The organism is Acinetobacter nematophilus (assembly GCF_026344175.1).
Taxonomy (GTDB): domain Bacteria; phylum Pseudomonadota; class Gammaproteobacteria; order Pseudomonadales; family Moraxellaceae; genus Acinetobacter; species Acinetobacter nematophilus.
On the sequence record NZ_JAPKMY010000010.1, the window covers coordinates 53,488 to 71,345 of the forward strand.

The 17,858-nt window shown below is 37.9% G+C and carries 20 protein-coding genes; 10 read left to right on the forward strand and 10 right to left on the reverse strand.

The features are described 5' to 3' along the window. Positions 1-92: 92 nt before the first annotated feature. The 3 genes from OSH00_RS16285 (at position 93) to OSH00_RS16295 (ending at position 1,796) form a co-directional block, all read left to right on the forward strand. Entirely contained in the window at positions 93-587 is a 495-nt protein-coding gene (locus OSH00_RS16285; protein ID WP_196076573.1) for an Lrp/AsnC family transcriptional regulator, read from the forward strand. Positions 588-632: 45 nt separating this feature from the next. Next, a complete protein-coding gene (locus OSH00_RS16290) occupies positions 633-1,187 on the forward strand; it encodes a GNAT family N-acetyltransferase (RefSeq protein ID WP_266131313.1) in 555 nt (184 codons plus the stop codon). 63 nt (positions 1,188-1,250) lie between these two features. Then, on the forward strand, positions 1,251-1,796 hold the full coding sequence (locus OSH00_RS16295; protein ID WP_266131314.1) for a GNAT family N-acetyltransferase: 546 nt from the start codon (positions 1,251-1,253) through the stop codon (positions 1,794-1,796). A 6-nt stretch (positions 1,797-1,802) separates the two neighbouring features. On the opposite strand, the gene OSH00_RS16300 is transcribed toward OSH00_RS16295, so the two are convergent. The 5 genes from OSH00_RS16300 to OSH00_RS16320 all read right to left on the reverse strand — a co-directional run bounded on the left by OSH00_RS16300 (position 1,803) and on the right by OSH00_RS16320 (position 6,062). Then, positions 1,803-2,174 (reverse strand): hypothetical protein, encoded by a 372-nt coding sequence (locus tag OSH00_RS16300; RefSeq protein WP_266131315.1) that lies wholly within the window; start codon positions 2,172-2,174, stop codon positions 1,803-1,805. Positions 2,175-2,713: 539 nt separating this feature from the next. After that, positions 2,714-3,364 (reverse strand): hypothetical protein, encoded by a 651-nt coding sequence (locus OSH00_RS16305; RefSeq protein WP_266131316.1) that lies wholly within the window; start codon positions 3,362-3,364, stop codon positions 2,714-2,716. Positions 3,365-3,463: 99 nt separating this feature from the next. Then, on the reverse strand, positions 3,464-3,970 hold the full coding sequence (locus OSH00_RS16310; RefSeq protein WP_266131317.1) for a PAAR domain-containing protein: 507 nt from the start codon (positions 3,968-3,970) through the stop codon (positions 3,464-3,466). Positions 3,971-4,170: 200 nt separating this feature from the next. Then, positions 4,171-5,067, reverse strand: a complete 897-nt coding sequence (locus tag OSH00_RS16315; protein WP_266131404.1) for a tyrosine recombinase XerC — start codon at positions 5,065-5,067, stop codon at positions 4,171-4,173. Positions 5,068-5,147: 80 nt separating this feature from the next. Beyond that, complete coding sequence (locus tag OSH00_RS16320; protein ID WP_420909540.1) at positions 5,148-6,062, reverse strand: M28 family peptidase; 915 nt, start codon at positions 6,060-6,062, stop codon at positions 5,148-5,150. Positions 6,063-6,243: 181 nt separating this feature from the next. On the opposite strand from OSH00_RS16320, the gene rlmH reads away from it, so the two are divergent. From rlmH to OSH00_RS16340, 4 genes are all read left to right on the forward strand, one after another. Beyond that, positions 6,244-6,726: a 23S rRNA (pseudouridine(1915)-N(3))-methyltransferase RlmH gene (gene rlmH, locus OSH00_RS16325; protein ID WP_004829391.1), complete on the forward strand. Its 483-nt coding sequence runs from the start codon at positions 6,244-6,246 to the stop codon at positions 6,724-6,726. 170 nt (positions 6,727-6,896) lie between these two features. Next, the gene (locus OSH00_RS16330) at positions 6,897-7,673 is read left to right on the forward strand and encodes a dioxygenase family protein (RefSeq protein WP_266131319.1); all 777 of its coding nucleotides are present in this window, start codon (positions 6,897-6,899) and stop codon (positions 7,671-7,673) included. A gap of 165 nt (positions 7,674-7,838) precedes the next feature. Further along, on the forward strand, positions 7,839-8,609 hold the full coding sequence (locus tag OSH00_RS16335; protein WP_266131320.1) for an META and DUF4377 domain-containing protein: 771 nt from the start codon (positions 7,839-7,841) through the stop codon (positions 8,607-8,609). A gap of 245 nt (positions 8,610-8,854) precedes the next feature. After that, on the forward strand, positions 8,855-9,271 hold the full coding sequence (locus OSH00_RS16340; protein WP_266131321.1) for a DUF4377 domain-containing protein: 417 nt from the start codon (positions 8,855-8,857) through the stop codon (positions 9,269-9,271). Between the two features lie 94 nt (positions 9,272-9,365). Here the strand turns inward: OSH00_RS16340 and gdhA are convergent, their stop codons facing one another. Then, the gene (gdhA, locus tag OSH00_RS16345) at positions 9,366-10,709 is read right to left on the reverse strand and encodes an NADP-specific glutamate dehydrogenase (RefSeq protein ID WP_266131322.1); all 1,344 of its coding nucleotides are present in this window, start codon (positions 10,707-10,709) and stop codon (positions 9,366-9,368) included. Positions 10,710-11,052: 343 nt separating this feature from the next. On the opposite strand from gdhA, the gene OSH00_RS16350 reads away from it, so the two are divergent. Further along, entirely contained in the window at positions 11,053-11,853 is an 801-nt protein-coding gene (locus OSH00_RS16350) for an RnfABCDGE type electron transport complex subunit B (protein ID WP_266131323.1), read from the forward strand. Next, positions 11,850-12,527, forward strand: coding sequence for an endonuclease III (gene nth / locus OSH00_RS16355; protein WP_266131324.1), 678 nt, complete (start codon positions 11,850-11,852; stop codon positions 12,525-12,527). The genes OSH00_RS16350 and nth overlap by 4 nt, the downstream gene beginning before the upstream one ends. Before the next feature lie 25 nt (positions 12,528-12,552). Here nth and OSH00_RS16360 read toward each other — a convergent pair whose 3' ends face one another. From OSH00_RS16360 to OSH00_RS16375, 4 genes are all read right to left on the reverse strand, one after another. Then, complete coding sequence (locus tag OSH00_RS16360) at positions 12,553-12,768, reverse strand: hypothetical protein (protein WP_196075675.1); 216 nt, start codon at positions 12,766-12,768, stop codon at positions 12,553-12,555. Between the two features lie 91 nt (positions 12,769-12,859). Then, the gene (gene adk, locus OSH00_RS16365; protein ID WP_266131325.1) at positions 12,860-13,513 is read right to left on the reverse strand and encodes an adenylate kinase; all 654 of its coding nucleotides are present in this window, start codon (positions 13,511-13,513) and stop codon (positions 12,860-12,862) included. 83 nt (positions 13,514-13,596) lie between these two features. After that, positions 13,597-14,913: a DUF445 domain-containing protein gene (locus OSH00_RS16370; protein ID WP_196075673.1), complete on the reverse strand. Its 1,317-nt coding sequence runs from the start codon at positions 14,911-14,913 to the stop codon at positions 13,597-13,599. 60 nt (positions 14,914-14,973) lie between these two features. Beyond that, positions 14,974-15,513 carry a hypothetical protein gene (locus OSH00_RS16375; RefSeq protein ID WP_196075672.1) on the reverse strand — a complete coding sequence of 180 codons (540 nt, stop codon included), beginning with the start codon at positions 15,511-15,513 and terminating at the stop codon, positions 14,974-14,976. A gap of 277 nt (positions 15,514-15,790) precedes the next feature. On the opposite strand from OSH00_RS16375, the gene mrdA reads away from it, so the two are divergent. Continuing rightward, positions 15,791-17,857 carry a penicillin-binding protein 2 gene (mrdA, locus tag OSH00_RS16380; RefSeq protein WP_266131326.1) on the forward strand — a complete coding sequence of 689 codons (2,067 nt, stop codon included), beginning with the start codon at positions 15,791-15,793 and terminating at the stop codon, positions 17,855-17,857. The last annotated feature ends 1 nt before the right edge of the window (position 17,858 follow it).

Sequence of the window (17,858 nt, forward strand, 5' to 3'; positions counted from 1 at the left end):
ATGAGAGAAGAAAATAGTATCTTCGAAAACGTTTAAAATAGGATTTCAAATATTCTATAATCATCATTATTTTTCGAATTAAATTCTATTTTATGAAAATTTCATCAAAGACAATTCTAATAAAGCTAGATCGTATTGATAAAAATATCATCAGGGCTTTACAGGCCAATGGTCGAATCCAAAATAACGATTTAGCCCGTGAAATTGGCTTATCGCCTTCTTCTTGCCTAAGACGAGTTCGCTTGTTGGAAGATGCTAGAGTTATTCAGAATTACACCACTGTAGTTGATCCACAAAAAATTGGTTTTCAATTGATTTTATTTTCACGCATTTGGCTGTTGGGACAAGATGCCGAAACCATTGATACGTTTATTGAAGCAATGAAAGAGCTTCCACAAGTCATGGAGTGCTATATCATCTTGGGAGAGTGTGACGCGATGTTAAAGGTTGTTGTCCCTGATCTGGAAAGTTACCGTAAATTTCAATCGACCCATCTGACCAAAAAAAATGGAATTACCAGTGTCAAAACAGACGTCCCCAGCCAAATCATCAAGCAAAGCTTCCAACTTCCTTTAGAAGATTTATAGTGGATTATCCATCAATAAATCATTGTTAATTTATTAAACGCCATCATGAAAAAATTTAATTCTCCAATTCAGCTAGAAACATCAAGATTAATTCTGAGACAATGGAAACCAAGCGATTTAAAAGCTTTTGCACATTTAAATACTGACCCAGAAGTCATGCTGTATTTTCCATCAACGTTATCGACACAGCAAAGTGATCTTTTAGCTGAAAAATTTCAAGATTTGATTAGCTGTTATGGGTGGGGGATGTGGGCTGTTGAGCTAAAGGAAAATCAACAATTTATTGGTTTTGTTGGTTTAGCTGACCAACCAGAAAAATTCAGCTTCTCACCTTGTGTTGAAATTGGCTGGCGTCTTGATCGCTGCTATTGGAATAAAGGTTACGCGACAGAAGCAGCCCAAGCATGCTTAAAGTTTGCTTTTGAGCAATTGGCTTTAGAGCAAATTGTTGCCTTTACTGCTGTGTCAAATCAAGCTTCTGAAAAAGTAATGCAGCGATTGGGAATGCATTATGTCTGTTTGTTTAAACACTCTGCTTTAGATGCGCAACATGCGCTAGCAGAACATTTACTTTATCGTATAGACAACCCAAACCTTTAAAAAGTAAACATGCTAAGATTCAAACATCAGCAAATAATAAACAAGTAAGGATGCCCATCAACGATGATTTATGAATTATGTACGGATCGACTCTTACTTCGACAATGGCAACCTTCTGATTTAGAAGCTTTTGCAAAAATAACCTCCAATCCTGAAGTGATGCAGTTTTTCCCCAAAATATTAAATCGCCAGCAAAGTGATGAATTAGCCAATCAAATCAAATACCTGATTGAAATCAAAGGCTGGGGGCTTTGGGCTGTTGAGCTCTTAGAAACTCAAGAGTTTATTGGCTGTATTGGAATGCATCCACAACCATCAAAATTTGATTTTTCACCGTGTATCGAAATTGGCTGGCGACTTGATCCTAAATTTTGGAATCGAGGTTATGCAACTGAAGGTGCTCATGCCTGTTTACGATTTGCTTTTGAAGAATTGGGTTTTGAAGAAATTGTTGCTTTTACTGCAAAACATAATCTTGCTTCACAAAAAGTCATGGAAAAAATCGGAATGCGTTTTTCACATGACTTCTTGCATCCTGATTTTGATGATCATCATCCACTACGAGAGGAAAAGTTATATCGAATTAAAAAACAGGATTTTCAAGACTAAGAGTTCTTACTTGGCAATGCTCTCTAAAAAATCACGATGGATATGACTTAAATCAATCAAATCTTGCTTTTCAAGCTCCAAAACCTGCCAAATTTCAATAAAATCTTCTTTTAAATCAATATGGCTTGAAGCAGTATGAGCCGCTTGCCATTGCTGATCTGATATCCATAGATAGGTTTGATTGGTTTGGGTATTGATTGCTTGGACTTTTCCTTCAGCATTAATTCCCAAGACTTTCCCCGCTTCAGGCAATGTCGCCTCAATTTTGGGTAAGCTAAATTCTACAAAATGCTTAATTTGACGTAAGCCATAGCCCTTAAAAATCTCTTTTTGAGCTTCAGTCAGTTGCTTATATTTTTGTTCAAGTTCGGGGATCATTGAAAGACCTAAATTTTTTGCAAAATTGAATCAATAAAAATGTATTTGATAAATACGAAACTTAGATATACATGAGAGCATTTTTAAAAACAATTATCTATTCGACTTTTTTCTGTGCTAAATGTGTCTAATCTGTGTGCATGTGCTCAATGATGAGAAGTTTTCAACAACTTAGATGGACTTTCTTCATCAGTTAAATGCGCTCAAGAGCATGCAGCTGCTCTTCTTTTCCTCGACAATCTAATTATTAGAATACAGAATAGTATACAAGTTATGATTAGATACATATTCCCTTGAAAAATATGAGAGTTATACCCTTTATAAATAAATGTAGATAAAAACTCTTGCTGTGTATATCGTATGGATGATCTTTCAAAAAAATAACTTAAAATTAAAGAATATATCCCTGTAAAAACAAAAAAAGCTAAAATTTTATTAATTTTACCTTTAAAAAAAATAATAGAATTAAGGCTCAATGATATAATTAGCAATGTAAAAATTATCGAGTATAAGCTAACCCAATAGTTATATTCATCCATTTAACCACCTAATGCCCTTTTGATAAAAGACGACGAAATTCGACCATCTGCACGGGTTCTAGCAATAACATTACCATTGTTATAAATTACTCGCTCTTCATGACGATAGTCCTGTTGACTAATTATCTTTGTCCCACCTCTATTCGGTGTTGCAAAATCAGCATGCCCGATGACGACACTTCTTTTTTTCCCTGCCTGATATAAAGCTTTAGACATTAAGGCACATAAGGTATCACTTTCACCATCAAATGCAGAGTGGCATCCATGTATTTCTATTTTGGATTCGATAGTAAATACTTTAAAATTAATTTCAGAAATAACAAAAGAGTTTCGCCAATTTGCTCCTCCAAATATCTCATACTGATTAATTTTGGTTAATCTATTTCGATATAAATTGGAAGCTAAATTATTTACCTGAGCATATTCATGAGTTATGAAATTTTTAAGGGAAGCTCCTATTACTGTATAAAGTCCAAGCTCAGATCCATGTGAAAAAATATCTAAAGATTGTACCGAATTTTCTGCTTCCTTATTCACCGCATTGATCAATTGTTTTATTCCCTGCGACATAAAATAAGATTTGATAGGTAGATCATTCCTATAATCTTTGATGACATTTTTTGAAGCATGCAAAAAATGCACTATTGTCACTCACAGACTTCGCCCCACCATAAATGATTAATCGCACAGGAAGCTTTATTTTGATTTGCTCTACTTTGGCATTTTGTTTTGTTTGACCTCGATAAATATCTACCATGAGTCATTCTCAAAAGTTTCGATACTAATTTGATTAGACTGATCACGGCTGTTTAATTTTTCAGTCATTCCATCATTGTCAGTAATACCCTCTACAATATGATCATCGTCATAAGTAATTTTATATTTAACATTTTTATACACTGTACCATCCAGCTGATTTATAAGTTGATATTGTGCAGAATATCCATTTTTTTGTTGACTCAATTTTAGCTGAGAAGATGTATGATCTTTCCATGCATCACGCCCAGCTAAATCTGAAATTTTGATATATTTTGAACCACAACTTGAACGATCGCCATGAACAATCGGGTTTTTACCTTGAATCAATATAAATCCACGTTCAGTTCCAATCGCTTTAGATAATATTTTACATTCTGGACAATAATGAGTCATTCCTTCTAGATGTACCGCCCTTCCCTCAACCAACCAAGAATCTTCGCCTTCTATAATTTTACCCCCATGATCAGTTGAGCAACCTCTTGTTATAAACGCCTGCATATAATTTTTCCTGTTTAGTTTTAAGTATAAATTAACACCTATAAAAGTTAATGAGTATTATTTACATCAACTATATACTTAAATACTCGATATTCTTATTTTCTATCAAGCTAAATATATTCACAAAATGTTTAGTTATTCTTACCAATAGACCAACTTTCACATGAATTAAAAACTATTCAACGTTGTTTTACTCATTTTTATTTTATTTTTGCAGCTGATGCTCTTGGGTGTGCTTGATCATAGACTTGTGCCAAACGATCGAAATCGACATGCGTATAAATTTGAGTCGTGGTTAAATTACTATGCCCTAACATTTCTTGAACCGCTCTTAAATCACCACTATTAGACAACATATGACTGGCAAAACAATGTCTCAGTAAGTGAGGGTGTAAATCAACATTTACTCCTGCTCGTAAGGCTTGATACTTCACACGATTTTCAATTTGTCGAGGTGTAATACTATTGCCACGTTGCGTAATAAAAACAAAAGCATCTGGACTAAATTCGCCTTGCCAAATTCGATAAACTTTCAACCATTCAACTAGACTCTCACGCGCCTTAGAGCCAAAAGGAACAATTCGAGTTTTATTGCCTTTCCCTGTAATTCGTAATAAATGCCGAGTGAAATCAATATCACGAATCGTTAAACGCTGAATTTCTGCAAGCCGTAAACCACTGGAATAGAGCAACTCAAGTATCGCTTTATCTCTCACCCATAATTGCTTTTCTACTGGTTTTTCGGGTTCTGCTTGATCCATGATTTGATTGATCGTTTCTATATCAATCATCCCAGGTAATGGTCGAGGTTGACGTTTCAATTGAAAATCATCAGCAGCATTGATTTCCAAGTAACCGCCTTGTTTTGCCCATTTCATAAATTGACGGATCGAAGTCAAATGGCGCTGTAGACTACTGGTGGAAAGCTGATCACTTTCAACACGATAAGCCACATATTCACGTAAGTCTGATGCTTCTACTTGTTTTAATTCAAGCTGTTTGTCATAGCAGAAATCAATAAAATTCGATACATCTCGAAAGTAAGCATCCAAGGTATGCTCAGACTGATTTTGAATTTTGCGATCTTTCATCCACATGGAGAGCAATTGCATTGCACCGTATTGCATAAACTCTCCTTATTTAAAGTAGTTTTTACTGATGAAAAACATACCTAGAATTAGTCTTTTAACAAAGTATTGACTAGACCATCAACCACATCAGCCATTTTATTTAAATTAAGCTTTTCAACCGTATCCTCTGAAGTATGGTAATGCTTATTTCTAAAAAATGCCGTGTCGGTAATCATAATAGCAGGAATATCGAAACGCCAATAATTCAAATGATCAGAAAAATCCACACCTTTGACAAATGATGGTGCAATGAGTCTTTGACAATCCAAACGCTTTAGATTTTTCATAGCCGAACAATATTTTTCACCTATCGCGCGTGAGCTAAAATTACTCACAGCACCAATAAAATTTGCATGTTTGGGATAAAATGCAGCCAATCCTGATGGGTAATCTTGCACATTTTTATGGTCAAAATATCCAATCATTTCTAAAATATAGACCGCTTGAATTTGATCATTTTGTTTTAATATTGACTGGGCGTGGATAAAACTGCCCATGTGTTCTGTACGGAAGTAAGGCGGCTCTTCCAAGGTATAAAACACAAAATCAATATTTTGCTTTAACTGGCGTCGATTTGTTGCCAAAATTCGAGCCGTCTCTATCAGTCCAACAACGCCAGAGGCGTTATCATCTGCACCTTTGAAATCACCATAAACATCATAATGCGCCCCAAGAATCACTTTTTTGGCATGTCCCATTTGCAAATGACACACCACATTACGATAGTTTTTTCCATCAACCGCGTAAGTTTGATATTCACATGGGATAGAAAACTGTTCGACTTGTTGTTTAATAAAGGCAGCAACGCGATCCAGCTCTTGTATATTTTGATAATTTCTAAAAGCTTGAGGATGAATCACTTGTTTTAGGTAGCTATTAAGCCGATCAGGTTCAGCTTGCTGAATATTGAGAGGCTGAGCTGCCATAGCCCATATTGGGAGTGTAAAGCTCAGTACAAGCATCAGGATCATTTGTTTTAAAATTCTACTCATTAGACAATGCATCAACATAGATAAACTCAATAAAAGTTATGCAATAAACATCATTAAAAAAACAGCAATCGAAAAACAGTTTTTGTTGTATGCCTGAGGATAACCAATATCACGTTATAATGGCGTAATTCCAGCGTTTGAAATTGTTAATATGAAAATCCGTATTCTGACTATTGGTCAAAAAATGCCTGCATGGGTACTGACTGGTTTTGAAGATTATTTCAAAAGAATTCAGCCTTTTGTACAAACTCAAATTATTGAATTACCCATGGCTAAACGTGGCAAAAATGATTCAGAAGCAGATATTTTAAAATACCGTCAAATCGAAGGTGACAGTATTCTTGGTCAACTCAAACAAGGTGAAACATTAATTGCGCTTGAGGTAGGTGGTCGTGAATTCAGTACAGAAAAACTGGCTGAAACCATGAAAAGTTGGATGCTCGAAGGTAATGATGTCGTGCTTGCAATTGGTGGACCCGATGGTCATTCAGAAGCCGTTCGCAAAGCAGCGGCGTGGCACTGGTCGCTTTCTAAACTAACACTTCCTCATCCATTGGTGCGTGTCATGTTAATCGAACAACTGTATCGTGCGATGAGTATCAATCATAACCACCCTTATCATCGTGCAGGTTAATTTTAGGAATATCGATTTACACGCCTCAATATCTTGTCATCGATAATTTCAGCTTTAAAGAATATGTTGTATTCATGCAACAGGATATTGAAGTAGAACACTGACGCCCAATGATTCATTGAGTTAGAATGGTTTTTTGATTTATTCAACGATCATTTAGGCGCAAAGATATGAATTTACAAACACTTCCCGGTTTATTTATCTCACATGGCTCACCCATGCTTGCACTAGATCCCGAACAAGTTGGTCCTGCTTTACATCGACTTGGGCTAAATCTTCCCGTACCACAAGCGATCGTTGTGATGTCAGCACATTGGGAAAGTGATGCACTGGAAGTAAATACAGGTGTACGACCTGAAACATGGCATGATTTTAGAGGTTTTCCTCAAGCACTCTATGAGATGCGTTACCCTGCACCGGGAAATCCTGAACTCGCCGAAGAAATTTTGCATTTACTTGCTGAGGCACAGATCCCAGCGCATGCAAATAGTACTCGTCCTCGTGATCATGGGGTATGGATGCCTCTGTTACATATGTATCCGGATGCTAACATTGCCGTGATTGAAATTTCCTTACCAATGACTATGAATGCTGACCAAATTTATGCGATTGGTCAGTCACTTCTTCCATTACGTGAAAAGCAAATTTTACTGATCGGCTCAGGTAGCATTACCCACAATTTAAGAGAATTGTCATGGCATGAAAAAGATCATCATGTTCCTGAATGGGCTTCAAGCTTTAGGAACTATGTGGTCAGTAAATTAAATCACAGTGATTATGATGCAGTCTTGCAATGGGATTCTTTGCCCTATATCCAGAAAAATCATCCAACACTTGAGCATTTTGCACCTTTATTTTTTGCAATGGGAACTGGGCATCGGTTTAGCATTGTACACAGCAGTTTCTCCATGGGCGCATTAGGTATGGACATTTATCGCTTCGACTAAATTGCTGAATGGGCTCAAATTGACTACAATTAATAACAATTTGTTAAGTATTGTTTAATTTTTAGTTATATAGATACATTTTGAAACTGAACTAATAAACTGTCTCCATATCTTTTTATGGACAATGCTTTATCCTGTGCCTAGTTTTAATAACGTGAATAGAATATGAAATTCAAATATTTAGCTTTAGCCGTACTTCCTTTAGCGCTTGCTGCTTGTCAATCGGGTGATATTCAAAAATTAGGTGATACTGCTGTGAAAGTATTACAACAACAAGGTACTGCACAACAAACTTTAAATGCTTATCAGTGGTCATACCAACCAGCTGAAACTAAACAACCAATCGTGCTTAACTTTGCTGATCAACGTTTAAGTGTTGCGACTGGCTGTAACCGTTTGATGACAAGTGCAAAAGTTGAAAATGGTTTGCTTGTTACAGGTAATATTGCATCAACCAATATGATGTGTTCACCTGAATTAATGAAGCAAGAAAGCTTTGCTGCTTCATTGTTCCAAGCAGGTAAAACAGCATTTGTACTGGATACAGCCAATACTGAAAGCCCAACTTTAACTTTAGTCAATGCTACAGGTGGTAAGGTTGTGTTTACTGGTAAAATGACACCTGAAACCAAATATCAAAGCCAAGGCGAAACCATTTTCTTAGAAATTGCTCCGGAAACTAAAGAGTGTTCTGCTGGCGTGATGAAAATGCAATGTCTTCAAGTGCGTGAAATCAAATATGCTGACAACGGTGTAAAAACTCAAGTAGACAAAGATTGGACATATTTCTATGACCAAATCGAAGGCTTTACACATAACCCAGGTGAACGTCAAGTTGTACGTTTAAAGCGTTATGAAATTAAAAATCCTGCTGCTGATCAGTCTAAATATGCTTATGTACAGGACATGATCATTGAGCGTGAAACTGTAAAATAATTTGATTCGATCAAAAGCTGAAGTTTAACTTCAGCTTTTCTTTTTGCGTAAAACGTTTTGACTTAATATCCAGCTTTGTGGATGATTTAAAACTATTCAACTGTCTGATAAGTTATTAAAAAAATCTAAAATTTCTCACCATTTTAATAGATAGATCAACTGACAAACCAATGACTTATTCAGGGTTCAGCAGATCTAGCTTCGTGTTAGATATCTACTGTTAAACCCAATATTTGGTAAATACGATGAATTATAAATTAAGTCTTGTGCTGCTTTGCCCATTCTTGATGTCTGCATGCACCAAAGCCCCCTCAACGCAATCAACAACTTCCATTAAAACTCAAACTTTGCAAGTGCATCGTGTTCCGAGTCAACCCAAGATCATTGTTTTAGAAGTTGCTCCGGAGACCAAGCCATGTGAAGGCGTCGCACCTCAAACCTGTCTATTAGTGCGTGAATTAATCCTAAATCCAGCTGGAGAAAAAATATATATCGAAAAACAACCAAGCTATTTCTATGACAGTATTGATGGTTTTATACACGATCCTCAATCAACACAAATTATTAAAGTAAAACGTAGCGAAATTTTGCATCCAGCAGCAGATCAATCTCAATTTCAGTATACACTTGATTCAATTATTGAAACTACAGCCAAGCCTTAAACACGTATTGTATCTCGAGCAAAAAAAACCGAGCTAATCACTTAACTCGGTAGAATAAAAACGTTCGATCGAATATAAAAATTGCTTCTTTAAATCAGAATACGCCCTGCGCCAACATTGCATCAGCAACTTTCACAAAACCAGCAATATTTGCACCATTTACATAGTTGACTGTACCGTCTTCTTGCATACCGTATTTGACACAGTTACGATGAATTTCTTTCATAATGGCATGCAAACGCTCATCCACTTCTTCAAAAGTCCATCCCAAACGGATCGAGTTCTGAGACATTTCAAGACCAGAAGTTGCCACCCCCCCCGCATTTGATGCTTTTCCTGGCGCATAAAGAATTTTAGCTTCAACGAATTTTTCAACAGCTTCTAATGTCGAAGGCATATTTGCCCCCTCAGCAACACAGATCACACCATTTTGAAGTAAGACTGCTGCATCTTCTTCATTTAATTCGTTTTGAGTTGCACAAGGCAAAGCAATATCACATGGAATAGACCATGGACGTTGACCTTCTAAATATTCGAAGCCATGTTTCGAAGCAAATTCGGAAATACGTCCACGTTTTACGTTTTTAAGCTCCATCACTTCAGCAAGGAGTTCGTTACTAAAACCATTTTTTACATGGACTGTACCATTCGAGTCAGAAAGAGAAACTACTTTTGCACCCAGATACATCGCTTTTTCTGCTGCAAATTGCGCCACATTTCCTGAACCTGAAATAGCGACCGTTTTACCTTTAAAGCTATCACCACGAGTTTTAAGCATCTCTTCAGCAAAATAAACTGTACCGAAGCCTGTCGCTTCTGGACGAGCCAATGAACCGCCAAAAGACAAGCCCTTACCCGTAAATACACATGAAGTGTCATTGCTGAGTTTTTTCATCATCCCAGCCATATAACCGACTTCACGTCCACCCACCCCAATATCACCCGCTGGAATATCTGTGTTTGAACCTAAATGACGATAAAGTTCGATCATTAATGCTTGGCAGAAACGCATAATTTCACCCTCTGACTTGCCTTTAGGATCAAAGTCAGAACCACCCTTGCCACCACCCATGGGTAATGTGGTTAAAGCATTTTTAAACGTTTGTTCAAAACCCAGAAACTTCAAAATCGATAGGTTTACAGATGGGTGAAAACGCATACCGCCTTTGAATGGACCAATTGCAGAATTATATTGGACACGGAAAGCGCGGTTAACTTGTGTTTGACCTTTGTCGTCGACCCAAGAAACACGAAATTGAATAGCGCGTTCAGGCTCTACAAGACGTTCAAGCAAACCTTGTTCAGCATACTCTGGGTTCTTTTCAATAAATGGCCATAAACTGGTCATCACTTCTTCCACAGCTTGCAAAAACTCTGGTTGATTTGGATCACGTGCTTTTACGTAATTTAAAAAGTCATTCAGGCTACTATATTTCAACGTTCATTCCTCAGCAGAAAATGATACAAAAAAGGTCAAACTTTTCAATAAAATGATAAATTTTGGCGCAAAGTATTTAATCGCTTTTGTGGGCAATCCACAACCTTTTTTCAAATGTTTTTTCAAATAATATTTAAATTCAATATGATAATTTCTAATCAAGGCATAAAAAACTGTCTAATTATTGGCATTTTATACCACAAAAAACATCACCATATTGATCTAAATTAGCGCATTTCTAGCGCCAATTTAGAGCAAAGATTTTCAGCACAAAACATGCTAGAATCCACATCATCGCAACGTTTTACACAACTTTTGTTTTTTGCTTAAAGTCTTTATTCACATGAATCCATCTCTCTCCATCATTCAGCAAATAGACGCAATTTTGCCGCAGACACAATGTGGACTCTGCGGTCACCGTGATGGATGTTTACCCTACGCCAAGGCTATTGTAGAAGGTGAAGATGCCAATAAATGCGTTCCTGGAGGACAACCAGTTGCTGATGCTTTGGCAGAATTACTTCATCGAAATAAACTTATTGCAGAACCGAGTGTCTGGCCAATTCAAAGTGATGGTCGCCCACAACGGATGAAAGCGGTGATTCGTGAAGATGAATGTATCGGATGTACAAAATGTATAAGTGCGTGTCCTGTAGATGCCATTATTGGTTCAGGAAAATTAATGCATACTGTATTGACTGATCTTTGTACTGGCTGTGAATTATGCATTGCTCCCTGCCCTGTAGACTGCATCGACTTAGTAGAAGATATTCATCCCATCCCAAATAATGAACAACGCATACGAGAACAAAACGATTTACGCAGTCGCTACTATGCACATATCCAACGCGAAGAAAAACAGCGTATTCATCGAAAAGGACCCGTGGTTCGTGCTGAAATTGATACAGAATTATTTGCACAGATTACTCAAAACAGTCAGTCTTTACCGACGATTGAAATGGTAGAAGCACCTCAAAAAAAACCAATAGTTACAGATGCAAAAACCACCATTGAACTGGCTAAACTACGTACCCAAATTAAAAAACTAGAAAAGCAGCTTAGTGTACGGGCAGATCAAAACAAGCAGCTTCAGCTTGATCAACTTTTGGTAAAATTATCTGATTTACAAGGAGAAACTGAATGACTGTAAAAAATATGACAAAAAAACAGATTCAGACTTTCTTTGAAAGGCTTCGTGAACAGCGTCCAGATCCAAAAACTGAACTGAATTATTCAACACCATTTGAACTTTTGGTTGCAGTCACATTATCGGCTCAAGCGACCGATGTCAGTGTAAACAAAGCCACCGATAAATTATTCCCTGTTGCCAATACCCCTGAACAGATTTATACATTGGGTGTAGAGGGATTAAAAGAATATATCAAAACCATTGGTTTATATAATGCCAAAGCAGAAAATGTGATTAAGGCATGTAAAATTTTAATTGAGAAACACAACAGTCAGGTTCCTGATAATCGTGCCGATTTAGAGGCCTTACCGGGCGTAGGTCGTAAAACAGCAAACGTTGTCTTGAATACTGCTTTTGGTCAACCGACTATGGCTGTAGACACACATATTTTCCGTGTCGGTAACCGCACAGGTCTTGCTGTTGGTAAAAATGTACTTGAGGTTGAACATCGCCTGATCAAAGTCATTCCAAAAGAATTTATCATCGACTCACATCATTGGCTCATTTTACATGGACGCTATTGCTGCATCGCGCGTAAGCCAAAATGTCATGAATGTGTAGTATCAGACGTGTGTAATTGGCCTGACAAATATGAGTTTGGAGCTACAAAAGAAATCAAATCGGCTTAATTCAGCTAATTGTGCTGTTAATGATTTACTTTTTATTTTCCAAATCTTTCTTCATTTTTTCAAGTCGTTTCCATTCTTCAGCCACTTGAGGATGAACTTGATATTGACCTGATTTTCTCATTTCACGGCGTTGCTGAAGCTCTTCTTTTTGTGCTTTACGTAATAATTTAAAGCTCATATACAACAATCCCAATAAAACCAAGACACTGATAATGACCAAGACAATTAATACAAGCTTCATGCTAAACGTCACCCTAATAAAAAAGAGACCTAATATGAATCAGGTCTCTTCGATTGTCAAAACTTTAAAAATCAGGTTTCAACCCGCAGAATTATTTATCTAAAACTGCAAATAAGTCTTTTTGAACATCTTCGATTGGACGTAAACCGTTTAATTTATTATAAGTCGGTGCATTTTCCCCAGAAGCTGCACGACCTTGATAGAAACCGACCAATTGTTCAGTTTCGTTGTGATAAGAACCCAAACGCTTACGAATCGTTGCTTCTTCATCGTCTGGACGCTGCACAAGATCTTCACCCGTTTCATCATCCTTACCTTCCACTTTTGGTGGATTGTAAATCATATGATAAACACGACCCGAAGCTGGGTGTTGGCGACGACCAGAAAGGCGTTTCACGATTTCTTCATCAGGCACTTCAATTTCAATCACATGATCAATCGTAATACCTTCATTTTCCAAAGCTTCAGCTTGAGGAATCGTACGCGGGAAACCGTCAAAAATACAACCATTCACACAATCAGGTTGTGCAATACGTTCTTTCACCAAACCGATAATAAGCTCATCAGATACTAGACCGCCTGACTCCATTACACTTTTAGCTTTAAGACCTAATTCAGTACCTTCACGAATCGCAGCACGGAGCATATCACCGGTTGAAATTTGTGGGATATTGTAGCGCTTACAGATCAACTGAGCTTGTGTACCTTTACCTGCTCCAGGTGGTCCGAGTAATATAATGCGCATAAAAAAACATCCTCATTTAAAACAATATTTATGATACCGTTTGCCATGACAAATTAAAACTTATCATCGTAATGGCATCAATTTTATAAGAAAGCCACAAATAAATGTATTAGACCCGCAAAAAATCCAGTAACACCACCCAGTACAATCAAAATCCATTCGTCTTCCTGAAATGCAGGACGTAATAAATTTTGAAACTCTTTCGGGGTTAACTCTCTAATCCGCTCTCTAAACATTTGAAAGATTTTCTGTGCACGGCTCGCATTAAACGCTGGGTCGCAAACAGGCACCATCGTAATTTCAATTGAACGATCAATCAAGTCTGTCTTGAGTTTTGCATACTCTTTTGGTCCCAAAGACAATTGTAAAGACGTACGAACCAATGGAGTTTCCATAATTTCGTTAATATGACGCTTTACAATACGGCGCGTTTTGTCTTTCTTTGGACCATACATCATTTCTGTCATGATCGATTTTAACGTAATGAGGTCTTCAGTCACTACACTTGCAAAGACTTCTGACACTTCTTCTTGGCGTTTCATAAACGCGCCCTGAACATTATATGTGCCTATTCGAGGAATAACAGGTTTAATCCATGGAAATTTTCGATTTTTTGTTCGTTCAAAAAATTGTGGATAACGAATGTAATGTGGTTCAACGGGATTAAATACCATCCAGATTGCAATCCAGTTGGTGAGGAAGCCCCACACGGCTGCAAAGAATGGAACAGTCCAATGCTGTGGCACAAAAACATACACAAACATTTGAAAAATACCGAAAAAACTTCCAATAACAGCGCTGATATGCCAAATAAAATTAATTTCTTTTTGACCGACTTTCAAAAACATACGCACCATCAAACGGCGGTCACCTTCCATTTGATTGACCACCATATCACGCATATTGACCAGTGACTCAACGTTCATGGTCAGTTCGGTCACAAGTTCTTTTAAGATACCTGGTAATTGCTTATGTGCTTGTCCATAAATACGACGTTTGATGGAATAAGGTAAATTTTCCCACAAGACAGCATTGCGATCCAACATCACTTCATCAATCAGATGCTCAAGTTCAAAGCCAACCTGTTCTCCGATGATACGCGCCATATCCTCTGGATCCATGGCATCTAAAAATTCACGCAAAGAACCGAGTTTCGATAAAGTATTGTCTGTGATAATGCCAGAAATCCGTCCAGCTTTACGCGGCACAATACCTTGCCAACCTACGGGTAAAGGACCTAAATGAAATCCCCAAAACGTAATTGGATAGAATACCATTTTCAGTGCCATCCAAACGTGTGCCCAAGTTACAAAGGCTGTCACAGGAATGATACTTAAGATAGCAAGATGATCGGGTCTAGCTGTAAAAGCGTGCCACAAACCATTAACGTATTCCAACATGCATGACTCTCGTATTTATTTCTATTGGCGGTCGAAGGATCTGTATAAAATCATAAAATTTTAAAAACCTACACTTAAAGTATAAGCGAATTGTATCTGAGGGCGAGTTTCCAAGATCATATCTCCATTTTTATTATGAAGTTCACTTCCTGCACCCATTCCCACACTAAATGTGCTTATACGTTCTTTATTCAACAAAACATAAGCAATATCGGCACCACCACCATATTGAACTTCATCGCTTCCGTCTACTTTTTTGCTTTTAAGCGAACCACCATAAAGTCCCACATAGAATCCATTTTTGTCAGTGCCATTTAATGCAACAGGAATTCGATAACCGACCTGTCCAGCAAACTCATGATCACCGTTATAAAAAGCACCTAATTTCGTATAGGCAATTCCATAAGGATTGACCCACTCAGCATTGAAGTGAACCATCTGCTGAGTCACACCTGCACCAAAATTCCATTTAGATGCATCCTCTGGCTTAATCTTCGCCTCTGGTAAAATTCCCTTCAAATCTGGCAAATATTCTTTAACATCAGCATGTGCGAAGTTTCCTACAGCAACTAACATTAATAAGGGAAATATTTTTCTCATTATTTTCTCCATTACCCCTAACTTTAACTTAGGTCGAGTTCTTTATCCTTAATGCTCGACTTTAACAGAATTATTTTAGCACTCATATACAAAACGCTATAAATTTAATGTCGCTAAGGTCAAATCCATACCCTGATCTACAACATGATTTGTCCAAATTTTTAGTTAACATAAATTTTTACGAGTTATTTGTGTTTTTTACTTTTTAATCCTCAATCTAGGGTAAAATGTTTCGCCCTCGCATTCACCAATTTTCAGTATCTAAAGCCGACGACGTATGAAGCAGCAGTTTCCTTTAAAAAATGTCCAACAAGAAAAACGCATCTTTCGCAGTCGTGTTTTTTTTGCGATTGGTATTGTTTCATTTTTTATGTGTTTGCTGATTGCACGTTATGCTTATCTGCAGATTTTCCATCACCAAGAGTTTAGCGAAGCATCGGATAAAAACCGTATCCGTTTACAGCCTATTGCCCCGGCACGTGGTTATATCTATGACCGCAATGGTATTTTATTGGCAGACAATTATCCAGTTTTTACTGCAACCTTGAGTAAGGCTGATGTCGAAGATATTGAAGGTACCGTTCAACGTTTAATTCCGATTTTAAACCTCTCTCAAGAAGATATAGATCGTTTTAATAGCCGAATTAAAACGTCTAAAAAAACTGAACGGGTTACCTTAAAACTTAACCTCACAGAACAAGATATTGCACGCTTCAGTGAAGTCAAATTTCAATTTCCTGGGGTAGATATTGAAACCCAAATGACACGTTATTACCCACATGGTGAGTTATTTGCACACGTGATTGGTTATGTTGGACGTATCAATGACAAAGAACTTAAAGCAATTGATAAAGACAGTTATGCCGGTACCAACTTGATTGGAAAAATTGGTGTTGAAAAATCTTATGAGGACCTATTACACGGTGTGCCGGGTTATGAGTCTATCGAGGCAGATGCCCATGGCAATGTACTACGTCATTTAGGTCGTAAAGAATCGACGCGTGGCAATGATCTCTACCTTTCACTTGATTATGGCTTACAGACCGTAGCCGCCGAACAACTTAAAGATCGTCGCGGTGCGATTGTTGCCATTGATCCACGCACAGGTGAAATTTTAGCACTCGTCTCCAGTCCAAGCTTCAATCCAAATTTATTTGTGACCGGGATTGGTCATGATGACTATACCGCCTTGCGTGATAATCTCGATCAGCCCCTTTATAACCGTGCTGTTCAAGGTACCTATCCACCAGGTTCAACGATCAAACCAATGGAAGGTTTAGGAGGTATCCACTTTAAAACAGTAGATTGGGGCACTGCAATTTCTGATCCGGGTTATTTCCATTTGCCTGGCGATTCACATAAATTCCGTGACTGGAAAAAAACTGGACATGGTTCGGTCAACTTACATAAATCCATCGTGGTTTCTTGTGATACCTATTTCTACATTTTGTCCTATCAAATGGGTATCGACCGTATGAACGAGTGGATGCGTCAATTTGGTTTTGGTGAAAAAACAGGTGTAGATCTACCGAGTGAAAGCACGGGGCTTTATCCAAGTCCAGAATGGAAAATGCGTACCCGTAAAAGCAAATGGCTCAAGGGTGAAACGATTTCTGTCAGTATTGGTCAAGGTGCATTTACTGCGACACCGCTTCAACTTGCCATGGCAACAGCAATTACCGCCAATCATGGTGCACATGTTACCCCTCATGTTTTACGTGAATCGAAAGGTGCAAAAAAACATCCTGTCCATAATGCGCCTACAGGAAAAATCAATTTTAGCGGCACAGACGAAGACTGGATCAAAATGCGTGACGCCATGGTCGATGTTATTCAGTCTGGTACAGGACGTGGTATTCGTACACCTATGTATCAAATCGCGGGTAAAACAGGAACTGCGCAGGTGAAGAGTATTGCCCAAGGTAAACGCTATAATGAGGCTGCTCTCACGTCAAGACAACTGGACCACGGTTTATTTGTCGGCTTTGCCCCTGCTGAAAATCCTGAAATTGCCATAGCCGTCATTTGGGAAAATGGTCGTCATGGTGGCTCTGCTGCAAAAATTGCCCGTCCAGTTTTTGACTATTGGTTATTAACCCGCAAGAAAAATCCAATCGCTCCACTCAACCATCAGGTCAGCGGCGGTTTGATGACTGCCGGTATCAAACCGGGTGAACTACCAAGTGGTGATGTTTCACTTGCAGCAGATCCAAATGCTATGCCGAAACCAAAGCCAAACTCAACAGCCAATTCAGGTCAGAGCCACAGCAATACACAAAGACAAAGAAACACCTCAACTCCACCACCTGCTCCACCATCTAATGAGGCTGATATCAGTGAATAAT

Excerpts from the sequence above, each read along its gene's own strand:
- OSH00_RS16285 (WP_196076573.1), top strand. The coding sequence starts at position 93 with ATGAAAATTTCATCAAAGACAATTCTAATAAAGCTAGATCGTATTGAT.
- OSH00_RS16290 (WP_266131313.1), top strand. The coding sequence starts at position 633 with ATGAAAAAATTTAATTCTCCAATTCAGCTAGAAACATCAAGATTAATT.
- OSH00_RS16295 (WP_266131314.1), top strand. The coding sequence starts at position 1,251 with ATGATTTATGAATTATGTACGGATCGACTCTTACTTCGACAATGGCAA.
- OSH00_RS16300 (WP_266131315.1), bottom strand. The coding sequence starts at position 2,174 with ATGATCCCCGAACTTGAACAAAAATATAAGCAACTGACTGAAGCTCAA.
- OSH00_RS16310 (WP_266131317.1), bottom strand. The coding sequence starts at position 3,970 with ATGCAGGCGTTTATAACAAGAGGTTGCTCAACTGATCATGGGGGTAAA.
- OSH00_RS16315 (WP_266131404.1), bottom strand. The coding sequence starts at position 5,067 with ATGTGGATGAAAGATCGCAAAATTCAAAATCAGTCTGAGCATACCTTG.
- OSH00_RS16320 (WP_420909540.1), bottom strand. The coding sequence starts at position 6,062 with ATGCTTGTACTGAGCTTTACACTCCCAATATGGGCTATGGCAGCTCAG.
- rlmH (WP_004829391.1), top strand. The coding sequence starts at position 6,244 with ATGAAAATCCGTATTCTGACTATTGGTCAAAAAATGCCTGCATGGGTA.
- OSH00_RS16330 (WP_266131319.1), top strand. The coding sequence starts at position 6,897 with ATGAATTTACAAACACTTCCCGGTTTATTTATCTCACATGGCTCACCC.
- OSH00_RS16335 (WP_266131320.1), top strand. The coding sequence starts at position 7,839 with ATGAAATTCAAATATTTAGCTTTAGCCGTACTTCCTTTAGCGCTTGCT.
- OSH00_RS16340 (WP_266131321.1), top strand. The coding sequence starts at position 8,855 with ATGAATTATAAATTAAGTCTTGTGCTGCTTTGCCCATTCTTGATGTCT.
- OSH00_RS16350 (WP_266131323.1), top strand. The coding sequence starts at position 11,053 with ATGAATCCATCTCTCTCCATCATTCAGCAAATAGACGCAATTTTGCCG.
- nth (WP_266131324.1), top strand. The coding sequence starts at position 11,850 with ATGACTGTAAAAAATATGACAAAAAAACAGATTCAGACTTTCTTTGAA.
- OSH00_RS16360 (WP_196075675.1), bottom strand. The coding sequence starts at position 12,768 with ATGAAGCTTGTATTAATTGTCTTGGTCATTATCAGTGTCTTGGTTTTA.
- adk (WP_266131325.1), bottom strand. The coding sequence starts at position 13,513 with ATGCGCATTATATTACTCGGACCACCTGGAGCAGGTAAAGGTACACAA.
- OSH00_RS16370 (WP_196075673.1), bottom strand. The coding sequence starts at position 14,913 with ATGTTGGAATACGTTAATGGTTTGTGGCACGCTTTTACAGCTAGACCC.
- OSH00_RS16375 (WP_196075672.1), bottom strand. The coding sequence starts at position 15,513 with ATGAGAAAAATATTTCCCTTATTAATGTTAGTTGCTGTAGGAAACTTC.
- mrdA (WP_266131326.1), top strand. The coding sequence starts at position 15,791 with ATGAAGCAGCAGTTTCCTTTAAAAAATGTCCAACAAGAAAAACGCATC.